The following is an 11,891-nucleotide window of genomic DNA, read 5'->3' as shown; positions in this document are numbered from 1 at the left end:
GCCGCGGACGTCTGCATACGCCCAGTGGTCGAGGCCATTGCGCTCAGAGCCGCCCCAGCCACGTCTGCGGGTCGAAGCCGGCAAAGGCCAGCAGCGCCGGCAGGCGCTCGTCGAAGCCCTGGAAGCCATGGTCGCCACCGGCCTGGATGCGCAGCGCACAGCCACGATAGAAACGCTCCGCATCGCGGTAGTCGAGCGTTTCGTCACCGGTCTGCAGCCACACCTGGTAGCGCCCGGCATCCTGCGGCGGTGCGGTTTCCAGCTCGGCCAGCGCCGCCACGTGATCCTTGGTGAGTTCCCAGACTTCGCCACTGTAGAGATTGGTCTGCGGCCCGAGATAGCCGTCGAATCGCCGGTGCGGCGTCACCGCCGGATTGATCAACAGGGCCTTCAGGCCATGACGCTCGGCGAGGTGCGTCGCATAGTAGCCGCCAAGCGAGCTGCCGACCAGCACGGGGCGCCCGAGCTCGGCGATGCAGGCCTCGAGCTGTGCGATGGCCTGCCGGGGATGGTGATGCAAGGCCGGAACCCGCAGGTGATCGGCCAGGCCGAGACCCTCCAGCGCGACGCTCAGCCGGCTGGCCTTCTGCGAGAGTGGCGAGCTGTTGAGGCCGTGGATATAGAGGATCGAGGGCGGGCAACTGGACATGGATACAGTTCGATGGGAAAAGGGCAAGGCTACAAGGCAGCCGATACCTCCTGCAACCCGTGAAGCCCATGGGAGACAACGCATTCACATTCGCAACCCTACGCCGACTACCCCTGTAGGAGCAGGCCTTCAGCACATCCGCGGGAGCGAGCCATGCCTGCGAGGCATACCCATCCGCGGGCGTAACACCCCTTCGTGAATCTGCCCCGCCCCCCTACGGCCTTCAATACCCCTTGACGCTGTAATCCACCTCGAAATCGATACCGCTGACGCGCGAGACCCCGGTCTCCAGGCGGCCATCGGCATGCAGGCGCAGCCAACGATAGCCTGGTGCCTGGCTGTCGATCTGGAAAGCCTCGCTGCGCGGCGCGAACTGCACGCCGGTGGAGGGCGACGCCAGCAGGCGCACGCCGTTGCGCCACTGGTCGAATTCCTGGTGGATATGCCCCCAGAGCAGGGCGCGGGCATTGCAATGGCGATCCAGTACCTCGAACAGCGCCTCGGGGTTGCGCAGCCCGATGGTGTCCATCCAGCGGCTGCCGATGGACACCGGATGATGGTGCAGACAGACCAGGTGATGCTGATCGGGGGCCTCGCGCAGCGCCTGCTCGAGCAGTTCGAGCTGATCGCCGCGCAGCATGCCGTACACCGAACCGGCCACCAGGGTATCGAGCATGACCACCCGCCAGCCGCCGAGCTCGAGCACCGGCTCCATCAGCGCGGTGCCGCGGGTCGCCTCGCGCATCGCACACAATTCGTCGTGATTGCCGGGGCACCAGCGGGCCGGCGCCTCGATGCGTTCGGCCATGCGGCGAAAACGCTGATAGGACGCCACCGAACCATCCTGCGACAAGTCGCCGGTGGCGAGCACCAGGTCGATACGCGGTTGCTCGTCGATGGCCAGCTCGATCACCTGTCGCAGACTGTCGCAGGTATCCATGCCCAGCAGCTTGCCGTCCGCTTCGGCGAACAGGTGGCTGTCGGTAAGCTGCACCAGCAGTACCGAATCTTCAACAGCAGTCAGGGACGCACCAGGCAAGGCCCTTCTCCTCGAGCGAAATCGCAACGGAATTATGGTAGGAGCCAATCGGAGGGGTAAACCTCGGGATGTGGGCCTGGATCACAGAACCGCGCGACCACTCCCTGGGCCTAGACATTCGCACCCTCCTGGTGCTCCGTGCTTCTAACGGATCAGACCACCGGCTCCAGTTCGTGCCCGCAGGCCAGGCAATGCCCCAGCCATTCGCCGAGAAACAGGTTGAGCTGGTTCTTCTCGTCCGGCTGATGCATCTGCGCGTTGGGGTAGTGGTAGATGCCGCGGAAGCGCCGCGTGTTCTCCGCGCGAACGACCTCGGCCATGCGCGCATCGTGGTACACCCGCACCTCCATCTGCGGCACCGGCAGCCAGCTCAGGCAGTGCTCCTGGCTGACCCGCAGGGTGGTGGTGTAGGGGCAGCTTTCCAGCACCTCGAGCACCAGCACGCCGAGCAGCAGGTCGCCCTGGCTGATGGCGATGCGGCGTGCCTCGCACGGTTGGCGCATCTGCGGCAGCAAGCGCATCAGCCGCAGGTAGTTGGCCTCGCAGGCTGCCTGCAGTTCGAGCAGGTCGACTCGGTAACGTTCACGCACCGTTCTCATGTCCACTCCCCCCGCACCCGCTCGCGATTCAAGGCCAGCCATTGCAGGGCGATGATGCTCGCAGCATTGTCGATACGCCCATCAGCCACGGCCTGCAGCGCCTGCTGCAGGGGCCAGACGTGCACGCGGATGTCCTCCCCCTCCTCGGCCAGGCCGAAGATGCCGTCGACGCCTTCGCTGTCGCAGCGGCCGACGTACAGGTATACACGCTCGTCGCTGCCGCCAGGCGAAGGAAAATACTGGCTGACCGGCCACAGCGCCCCCAACTCGAGCCCGGCCTCCTCGACCGCCTCGCGCCGTGCGACTTCCTCGGGCTGCTCGTCCTTGTCGATCAACCCGGCCACCAGTTCGATCAGCCACGGATTGTCGACCTTGCCCAGCGCCCCGACACGGAACTGCTCGATCAGCACGACCCGGTCCAGACGCGGGTCATAGGGCAGTACGCAGACGGCATCGTGGCGCACGAACAGCTCGCGGCTCAGCTCCGCGCCCATCAGCCCGCTGAACTGGCGATGACGCAGGTGCAGGCGTTCCAGCCGGTAGAAACCGCTGAAGCATTGCTCTCGACGAAGGATCTCGACATCATCCGGGCCGGGCTTGAAGGTCTCGCTCATGGGGCACTACTCACATATCGGTTGATCCGCCGCCGGCCTCTTCGAGGCAGCATCGGACTGACTACAGCCGTCACTTCGTGAGCGGTCTCCGTGGTCATCGTAGGGTCTGTTCCCGCTTCGTCGCAAGCCGCGTCGCTGCGCCACATGTCGCCCTGTCCGGACGGCAGGACGCGGACGATGATCCCTTGCCAAGCCCCGCAACGTCGCATGCCGACATTTGCCGCGCAGTCCTTTGCAGACCACCGCGCGCAGAGAAAACTCCGCCGACCGCGTGTCGCGAACTTCGCGCCCCCTCGGCAATCGAAAGCGCACCGTCACGTATGGACGAACCATGACCCCATCTACCACCCGCAACGCCATCACCCTGGTCATCCTCACCCTGCTGCTGAGCGCCTGCCAGCACCTTGTCCCGGAGCGCTCCGTCGAGGTCCGGCGGAACCTCAGCGAGCAGCGCCCGGCCGGTTGCCACGAGGAAAGCTGCCCGCTGGTGAACATCGACAGCCTGCAGTTCGCCGACGAACCAGCACTGGACCGGCTCATCGACGAGCGCCTGCGGCGGATGACCGTCAACGCTCCGGACGACCGGCTGCCCGAGTCGCTGCAGGGCTACCAGGAGCGCTTCCTCAGCACTGCCGAGCCGAACTGGAGCAGCTACCTGCAGGCCAAGTTGCGCGAACAGCATGGCGATCTCCTGGTCGTCGAGCTGTCCAGCTACCTCTATACCGGCGGCGCCCACGGCATGCCGGGGCGCGGCTTCATCAACTACGACCGGAAGCGGGACCGCGAACTGCGCCTGGAGGACGTCCTGATCCCGGGGCAGGAAGGCAACTTCTGGCGCGTCGCACGCCAGGCCCACCAGCGCTGGCTGGCGGAGAACGGGCATGCCCAGGATGCCGAATTCATCGACTTCTGGCCGTTCCAGCAGACCGCGCATATCGCGCTGCTGAAGGATCGGGTGCTGCTCAAGTACGACGTCTACAGCATCGCGCCCTACTCCAGCGGCCACCCCGAGCTGTTCATTCCCCATGACCAGCTCAAGGGCATCCTGAAAGCGGAATACCTCTGAGGACAGGAAGCGGACCGGACTCCACCGGCCCGCTTCGCCACGCCTCGCCGGTCACACCTGCTTGTAGATCACCGAGCCTTCGTCCTTGAAGCGCGAGGACTGCTCGGCGAAGCCGGCCTCGATGGCCTTCTGCTCGTCGGTCAGGCCGTGTTCGGCGGCGTACTCGCGCACTTCCTGGGTGATCTTCATCGAGCAGAACTTCGGCCCGCACATGGAGCAGAAGTGCGCCACCTTGGCCGATTCCTTCGGCAGTGTCTCGTCGTGGAAGGCGCGGGCGGTGTCCGGATCGAGGCCGAGGTTGAACTGGTCTTCCCAGCGGAACTCGAAGCGCGCCTTGGACAGGGCGTTGTCGCGAATCTGCGCGCCCGGGTGACCTTTTGCGAGGTCGGCGGCGTGGGCGGCGATTTTGTAGGTGATGATGCCGGTCTTGACGTCATCCTTGTTCGGCAGGCCGAGGTGCTCCTTGGGCGTGACGTAGCAGAGCATGGCGCAGCCGAACCAGCCGATCATCGCCGCGCCGATGCCGCTGGTGATGTGGTCGTAGCCCGGCGCGATATCGGTGGTCAGCGGGCCGAGGGTGTAGAACGGCGCCTCGTCGCAGCATTCGAGCTGCTTGTCCATGTTCTCCTTGATCATCTGCATCGGCACGTGGCCGGGGCCCTCGATCATGCACTGCACGTCGTGCTTCCAGGCGATCTTGGTCAATTCGCCGAGGGTTTCCAGCTCGCCGAATTGCGCGGCGTCGTTGGCATCGGCGATGGAGCCCGGGCGCAGGCCGTCGCCCAGCGAGAAGCTGACGTCGTAGGCCTTCATGATCTCGCAGATTTCCTCGAAGTTCGTGTAGAGGAAATTCTCCTTATGGTGCGCCAGGCACCACTTGGCCATGATCGAACCGCCGCGCGAGACGATGCCGGTGACGCGCTTGGCGGTCAGCGGCACGTAGCGCAGCAGCACGCCGGCATGGATGGTGAAGTAGTCCACGCCCTGCTCGGCCTGCTCGATCAGGGTGTCGCGGAACAGCTCCCAGGTCAGGTCCTCGGCGATGCCATTGACCTTCTCCAGCGCCTGGTAGATCGGCACCGTGCCGATCGGCACCGGCGAGTTGCGGATGATCCACTCGCGGGTCTCGTGGATGTGCTTGCCGGTGGACAGGTCCATCACGGTGTCCGAGCCCCAGCGGATGCCCCAGGTCAGCTTGGCCACTTCTTCTTCGATGGAAGAACCGAGGGCCGAGTTACCGATATTGCCGTTGATCTTCACCAGGAAGTTGCGGCCGATGATCATCGGCTCCAGCTCGGTGTGGTTGATGTTGGCCGGGATGATGGCGCGGCCGCGGGCGACTTCCTGGCGGACGAACTCGGGGGTGATTTCCTGCGGAATCGACGCGCCGAAGCTGTGGCCGGCGTGCTGTTCCTCGAGCAACCCGGCCTCGCGGGCCTCGGCCAGCTTCATGTTCTCGCGAATGGCGACGAATTCCATCTCGGGGGTGATGATGCCTTTCTTGGCATAGTGCATCTGGCTGACGTTGTGCCCGGCCTTGGCCCGGCGCGGGTTGCGCACGTGGGCGAAGCGCATGGCGGTCAGTTCGGCGTCGTTCAGGCGGCGCTGGCCGAATTCGGAGGACAGCCCCGGCAGCTTCTCGGTGTCGCCGCGGTCCTCGATCCAGGCGCTGCGCACGTCGGCCAGGCCCTTGCGCACGTCGATCTGCACATTCGGGTCGGTATAGGGGCCGGAGGTGTCGTAGACGGTGACCGGCGCGTTGACCTCGCCACCGAAGTCGGTGGGGGTGACGTCCAGGCTGATCTCGCGCATCGGCACGCGGATGTCCGGGCGCGAGCCCTGCACATAGACCTTCTGCGAACGCGGGAAGGGCTGGATGGACTGCTGGTCGACCTGGGCGGACTCGCTCAGATTCTTATTGGTTTGCACGCTCATCGGCTTCTCCTGGGGAAATGTCGGAGCGAACCTGAGCAACACGGCGGATCAAGGGCATCGGGGGCGCCGCAGCGGCGGCTAGAGACTCGCCAAGAGGCGGGCGAGGACATCTTGTTCCCTACGCAGGCCTTAACCTGATCAGGTTCAACGGGATCCGGAACTGTCCGATCTCAGCCTTCGCTTCAAGGCACCCCGACAAGAACGGGAGTGAGTCTAATCAAGAGCCGCAGGGAAAACCATCGCGCCGGAGCAAATCGCCGACCGTTCGGTCATTTTCGCGCCCCGATGCCACGCGCGTCGAAACCCGGCGGACGGCGCATACGCCCGCCTTGACCCTCCGCCACGTGCCGCTTAGCCTTGCCCATCAGCTTTGTTCAGGATGAATCCAAAATGCTGCGCAGACTTCCCCTGGCTCTTGCCGTGGCCGCCCTCTCCAGTGGAGCGGCCTGGGCGGAAAGCCCCGCTCCGCTCGCCAGCAAGACCGACCTGGTCAGCGTCTATCAGCAAGCCGTCAACAACAACGCCGACCTGGCCGCGGCCCGCGCGCAGTTCCGCGCCCGCCAGGAAGTCGTGCCCCAGGCGCGAGCGGGCTTGCTGCCCAACCTCAGCGCCGGTGCCGAACTGAGCGATACCGAGACCGACGTGGACACCAGCATGGGCTCGAGCTCGCTGTCACGCAGCGGCACCGCCTACCAGGCTACCCTGAGCCAGCCGATCTTCCGCGCCGACCGCTGGTTCCAGCTCAAGGCCGCCGAAGCCGTCGGCGAGCAGGCGGCACTGGAATATTCGGTCGCCGAACAGGACCTGATCCTGCAGAGCGCCCAGGCCTACTTCGCGGTGCTGCGCGCGCAGGACAACCTGGCCGCGCTGAAGGCCGAGGAAGCCGCATTCAAGCGCCAGCTGGACCAGGCCAACGAGCGCTTCGAGGTCGGCCTGTCCGACCGTACCGATGTGCTCGAGGCCCAGGCCGGCTTCGATACCGCACGTGCCAACCGCCTCATCGCCCAACGCCAGGTGGATGATGCCTTCCAGGCGCTGTTCACCCTGACCAACCGCGAATACATCGCCCTGGAAGGCATCCGCCACACCCTGCCGGTGCTGGCGCCGACGCCGAACGACGCCAAGGCCTGGGTCGATACCGCCACGCAGCAGAACCTCAACCTGCTGGCGGTGAACTACGCGGTGACCGCCGCCGAGGAGACCCTGCGCCAGCGCCGCGCCGGCCATGCGCCGACGCTCGATGCGGTGGCGTCCTACCGCAAGGGCGACAATGACTTGCTGGGGTTCAGCAATACCCAAAGCATTCCGGGTTTCGACCTGCCGCGCTACACCGGCGATGCCGAGCAGCGCAGCATCGGCCTGCAACTGAACATCCCTATCTACAGCGGCGGCCTGACCAGCTCGCAGAGCCGCGAGGCCTATCACCTGCTCAGCCAGAGCGAACAGCAGCGCGAAAGCCTGCGCCGGCAGGTGGTCGAAACCACGCGCAACCTGCACCGGGCGGTGAACACCGATATCGAACAGGTACAGGCGCGCCGGCAGTCGATCATCTCCAACCAGAGCGCCCTGGAAGCCACCGAGATCGGCTACCAGGTGGGTACCCGCAATATCGTCGACGTGCTCGACACCCAGCGCCGGCTGTACGCGGCCGTGCGCGACTACAACGACGCACGCTACGACTACATCCTCGACAACCTGCGCCTGAAACAGGCCGCCGGCACGCTCAACCCGGACGACCTGCAGGAGCTAGCCGCCTACCTCAAGCCCGACTACGACCCGGATAGCGACTTCCTGCCGCCGGACCTGCCACAGACCATCGGCCAGCCGGTGCGGATGGATTATTAGGGGGCACCCTCGCAGGCCTGCCATCTTGAAAGCATCGCCCCGGGGCGGGCCTCCCACCCAAAGCAGCCGGTGCACATCGAACCCTGTGGGAGGCGCGACCTCGCGGCGATGCAGGCCGAAGGGCTGCCCAGCTTGAAGCTTGAAAGCATCGCCCCGAGGCGGGCCCCCACCCAAAGCAGCCGGTGCACACCGAACCCTGTGGGAGGCGCGACCTCGCGGCGATGCAGGCCGAAGGACTGCCCAGCTTGAAGCTTGAAAGCATCGCCCCGGGGCAGCCCCCACCCAAAGCAGCCGGTGCACACCGAACCCTGTGGGAGGCGCGACCTCGCGGCGATGCAGGCCGAAGGGCTGCCCAGCTTGAAGCTTGAAAGCATCTTCCCGGGGGCGGGCCTTACACCCAAAGCAGCCGGTGCACATCGAACCCTGTGGGAGGCGCGACCTCGCGGCGATGCAGGCCGAAGGACTGCCAAAAGAAATGTGAAGGCTGGGTCGGCGCGCGCTATCGAACCAGCCGCTCCAGCCCCGCCAGTAACCGCTGCAGCGCGCCCTGATTGTTCCGCAACACCATCAGTCCCGCCGTACGCATCCGCTCGGCATGGGTCGGATCGTTCCAGAGCGCATCGACCGCACTCGCCAGTTCGGCCGCACTGGCCACTTCCCGCAACGCACCGGCGTCACGCAGCTGCGTGGCGATCTCGAAGAAATTGAACAGGTGCGGGCCACTGAGCACCGGTTTGCCCAGTGCCGCCGGCTCCAGCAGGTTATGCCCGCCATTGGGCACCAGGCTGCCGCCGACGAAGGCGACATCCGCCAGCGCATAGAGAAACAGCAGCTCGCCCATGGTGTCGCCGACCAGCACTTCGATCTCGGCGCCGACCGCCTCGCCCTGGGAGCGCCGCACGCTGGCAAAACCCTCCTTGCGGCACAGCTCGGCCACCGCGGCGAAGCGCTCCGGGTGCCGTGGCACCAGCACCAGCAGGGCCTGCGGATGCTGCGCCAGCAACTGCCGGTGCGCCGCCAGGACGATCTCGTCCTCGCCGACATGGGTGCTGGCGGCGATCCACAGCGGCCGCTGCCGGGCATCCCACTGCGTGCGCAACGCCGCCGCCCGCTCCAGCAGTGCCGGATCGATGCTCAGGTCGAACTTGATCGAACCGGTCACCTCGACGCTTGCCGGGCGCGCACCCAGCTGGCGAAAGCGCTCGGCCTCGGCCGCAGTCTGCACCGCTATCAGGCTCAGCTCGGCCAGCATCGGCGCGGTCAGCCGGGCGAAGCGCGCATAGCCGCGGGCCGAGCGCTCGGACAACCGCGCATTGGCCAGCGCCACCGGAATGCCGCGGCGTGCGCACTGGTGGATATGGTTGGGCCAGAGCTCGGTTTCCATCACCACCGCCAGCTTCGGCCGCACGCGATCGAGAAAACGCGCCGCGGCCCACGGCAGGTCGTAGGGCAGGTAGCAGTGCTGTACCCGATCGCCGAACAGCGCCTGGATGCGCTCCGAGCCGGTCGGCGTCATGCAGGTGACGGTGATCGGCAGCCCGGGGTGACGCGCCATCAGTTCGCGGATCAGCGGCGCTGCGGCGATGCTCTCGCCCACCGATACCGCATGTACCCAGATACCGCCCGGCGCGAGCGGCGGCAAGCCGATGGCAAAGCGCTCGCCGATGCGCCGCGCGTAAGCCGGCGCGCGCCAGGCACGCCAGAGCAGACGCAGGAAGATCAGGGGCAGGCCGAGATGGAACAGCAGGGTATAGAGGGTACGGTTCATGGAGGCGGAGTTTACTCGAAAGCTGGAAGCTGGAAGCTGGAAGCTGGAAGCTGGAAGCTGGTCAGTGTATGCGCGCCAAATGGGGAACGGCGGCCTTAGGGCCTTCATACCTGCCCGCGAGCCTGGCGAGTCTCAAAGCATCGCCCCGGGGCGACCCTCCCACAAAAAGCAGCCAGCACAACCGTCCCCTGTGGGAGGCGCGACCTCGCGGCGATGCAGGCCGCAGGCCTGCCCGAGAATCAAAAGCATCGCCCCGGGGCGGGCCTCCCACAACAGCAACAAAGCAGCCAGTGCACACCGGCCCCATGACGGCGCTGGCCGGGCTCCGGGTTATACTGCCGCCCCGTATTTACAGCTTTACAGGCGAGGTCTGCCCATGCCCGAATCCCTCAGCACCGACGTCCTCATCGTTGGCGGCGGTGTCGCCGGCCTCTGGCTCAATGCACGCCTGCGCCAGCAGGGTTTCGCCACGCTGCTGGTGGAGAAAGGTGCACTGGGCGGCGGGCAGAGCGTGAAATCCCAGGGCATCATCCACGGCGGCACCAAGTACGCACTGCACGGCGCGCTGACCGGCGCCTCCGAAGCCATCGCCGACATGCCGCGGCGCTGGCGCGAGGCGCTCGAGGGCAGCGGCGAGCTGGACCTCAGCGGTGTCCGCCTGCTGTCCGATGCGCATTACCTGTGGTCGCCGGGCACCCTGGCCGGCAACCTCACCAGCTTTTTCGCCAGCAAGGCCGTGCGCTCGCGGGTCGGCCAGGTCAAGGGCGACGAGCTGCCACCGGCGCTGCAGCACCCACGGTTCAAGGGCAAGGTCTACCGCCTCAGCGAGCTGGTGCTGGACGTGCCGACCCTGATTGCCCGGCTGGCGGAACTGGCCGGCGACAGCCTGCTGGCCGGCGAGCGGATCGAGCCGCTGCGTGAAGGCGACGAATTGGTCGGCCTGCGCGTCGATGACCGGGACATCCGCGCGCAACGGATCGTGCTCAGCGCCGGCGGCGGCACCGCCGAACTGCTCGCTGCGCTGGGCCTGCAGCAACCGGCCATGCAACGCCGGCCACTGCACATGGTGATGCTCAAGGCGCCGACGCTCAAACCGCTCTATGCCCATTGCCTGGGTGGCGGAACCAAGCCGCGGGTCACGGTTACCAGCCACCCGGCAGCGGACGGCCAGTGGGTCTGGTATCTCGGCGGCGACCTGGCCGAAGCCGAGGGCGTGGCGCGCGACGAGGCCCGCCAGATCGCCGCGGCGAAGCAGGAACTGGCCGAACTGGTGCCCTGGATCGACCTTTCCGCCGCGCACTGGGCCACCCTGCGCGTCGACCGCGCCGAGCCGGCGCAATCCAGCCTGGCCCGCCCGGACAATGCCTTCCTGGCCGAGCAGGGTCGCCTGCTGGTCGGCTGGCCGACCAAGCTGGCGCTGTCGCCGGACTTTTCCGACCGCGTCGAAGCCGCCCTCGCCCGCGACGGCATTCGTCCCGGCGAGCATCCCGCACTACCGCAACTGCCGCGCCCAGCGCTGAGCAAACCATTCTGGGAGGGCCTGCTGCCATGAACAAGACCCTGCATGGCCTGCATCGTCCGCTCGGCAGCACCGGCCTGACGATCTCCCCACTGGGCCTGGGCACGGTCAAGCTGGGCCGCGACCAGGGCGTGAAGTACCCCAACGGCTTCGCCATTCCCGACGATGTGCAGGCACGCCAGTTGCTGGCGCTCGCCCGCGAGCTGGGAATCAACCTGATCGACACCGCACCGGCCTACGGTGTCAGCGAGGAGCGCCTTGGGCCGCTACTGGCCGGCCAGCGCGATGAATGGGTGATCGTCAGCAAAGTGGGCGAGGAGTTCGAGAACGGCCAGTCACGCTTCGACTTCTCCGCTGCACACACGCGCTTCTCCGTCGAACGCAGCCTCAAGCGCCTGCGCACCGACCGGATCGAACTGGTACTGGTGCATTCGAACGGCAACGATGTGGAAATCCTGCAACATAGCGAGGTCTACCCGACCCTCGCCGAGCTCAAGCGCGAAGGCAAGATCCTGGCCTTCGGCCTCTCCGGCAAGACCGTCGAAGGCGGGCTGCTGGCACTTGAGCAAGGCGATTGCGCGATGGTCACCTACAACCTCAACGAACAGGCCGAACGCCCGGTGATCGACTATGCCGCGACCCACGGCAAGGGCATTCTGATCAAGAAAGCCCTGGCCAGCGGCCACGCCTGCCTCGGGTCGGGCGAAGATCCGGTACGACGCAGCTTCGAGCTGCTGTTCCGGCAACCCGGCGTGAGCGGCGCCATCATCGGCACCATCAACCCGCGCCACCTCACCGACAACGTGCATGCTGCGGCCACCGTCCTGATGGGCAATTGAGCGGCAACTGGGCTAGGC

The 11,891-nt window shown here is 66.5% G+C and carries 10 protein-coding genes and 1 riboswitch; of the genes, 4 read left to right on the top strand and 6 right to left on the bottom strand.

What is annotated here, in order from left to right:
- Positions 1-43: 43 nt before the first annotated feature.
- The 4 genes from CXK94_RS19880 to CXK94_RS19865 form a co-directional block, all read right to left on the bottom strand.
- Positions 44-649, bottom strand: a complete 606-nt coding sequence (locus CXK94_RS19880; RefSeq protein WP_102895595.1) for a YqiA/YcfP family alpha/beta fold hydrolase — start codon at positions 647-649, stop codon at positions 44-46.
- 223 nt (positions 650-872) lie between these two features.
- Positions 873-1,688: a 3',5'-cyclic-AMP phosphodiesterase gene (cpdA, locus tag CXK94_RS19875; RefSeq protein WP_102895594.1), complete on the bottom strand. Its 816-nt coding sequence runs from the start codon at positions 1,686-1,688 to the stop codon at positions 873-875.
- A gap of 152 nt (positions 1,689-1,840) precedes the next feature.
- Complete coding sequence (locus CXK94_RS19870) at positions 1,841-2,287, bottom strand: DUF1249 domain-containing protein (protein WP_102895593.1); 447 nt, start codon at positions 2,285-2,287, stop codon at positions 1,841-1,843.
- On the bottom strand, positions 2,284-2,901 hold the full coding sequence (locus CXK94_RS19865; protein WP_102895592.1) for an NUDIX domain-containing protein: 618 nt from the start codon (positions 2,899-2,901) through the stop codon (positions 2,284-2,286). The genes CXK94_RS19870 and CXK94_RS19865 overlap by 4 nt, the downstream gene beginning before the upstream one ends.
- A 331-nt stretch (positions 2,902-3,232) precedes the next feature.
- Here CXK94_RS19865 and CXK94_RS19860 point away from each other — a divergent pair, with 331 nt between their 5' ends.
- Positions 3,233-3,967, top strand: a complete 735-nt coding sequence (locus CXK94_RS19860) for an RsiV family protein (RefSeq protein WP_102895591.1) — start codon at positions 3,233-3,235, stop codon at positions 3,965-3,967.
- A gap of 51 nt (positions 3,968-4,018) precedes the next feature.
- Here CXK94_RS19860 and thiC read toward each other — a convergent pair whose 3' ends face one another.
- Positions 4,019-5,902, bottom strand: coding sequence for a phosphomethylpyrimidine synthase ThiC (gene thiC / locus CXK94_RS19855; RefSeq protein ID WP_102895590.1), 1,884 nt, complete (start codon positions 5,900-5,902; stop codon positions 4,019-4,021).
- A gap of 98 nt (positions 5,903-6,000) precedes the next feature.
- Positions 6,001-6,107: riboswitch (TPP riboswitch) on the bottom strand.
- Positions 6,108-6,292: 185 nt separating this feature from the next.
- Here thiC and CXK94_RS19850 point away from each other — a divergent pair.
- Positions 6,293-7,747 carry a TolC family outer membrane protein gene (locus CXK94_RS19850; RefSeq protein WP_102895589.1) on the top strand — a complete coding sequence of 485 codons (1,455 nt, stop codon included), beginning with the start codon at positions 6,293-6,295 and terminating at the stop codon, positions 7,745-7,747.
- A gap of 499 nt (positions 7,748-8,246) precedes the next feature.
- Here CXK94_RS19850 and waaA read toward each other — a convergent pair whose 3' ends face one another.
- Complete coding sequence (gene waaA / locus CXK94_RS19840) at positions 8,247-9,515, bottom strand: lipid IV(A) 3-deoxy-D-manno-octulosonic acid transferase (RefSeq protein ID WP_102895587.1); 1,269 nt, start codon at positions 9,513-9,515, stop codon at positions 8,247-8,249.
- A gap of 376 nt (positions 9,516-9,891) precedes the next feature.
- Between waaA and CXK94_RS19835 the strand changes: the two genes are divergently transcribed.
- Complete coding sequence (locus CXK94_RS19835; RefSeq protein WP_102895586.1) at positions 9,892-11,067, top strand: NAD(P)/FAD-dependent oxidoreductase; 1,176 nt, start codon at positions 9,892-9,894, stop codon at positions 11,065-11,067.
- Positions 11,064-11,873 (top strand): aldo/keto reductase, encoded by an 810-nt coding sequence (locus CXK94_RS19830; protein ID WP_102895585.1) that lies wholly within the window; start codon positions 11,064-11,066, stop codon positions 11,871-11,873. Before CXK94_RS19835 ends, CXK94_RS19830 begins: the two co-directional genes overlap by 4 nt.
- Positions 11,874-11,891 lie beyond the last annotated feature (18 nt).

The organism is Stutzerimonas stutzeri (genome assembly GCF_002890915.1).
GTDB classification, from domain to species: Bacteria; Pseudomonadota; Gammaproteobacteria; order Pseudomonadales; family Pseudomonadaceae; genus Stutzerimonas; species Stutzerimonas stutzeri_AF.
The sequence above is the reverse complement of the archived record's forward strand: the minus strand, read 5'-3'. Positions and strand labels throughout refer to the sequence as shown.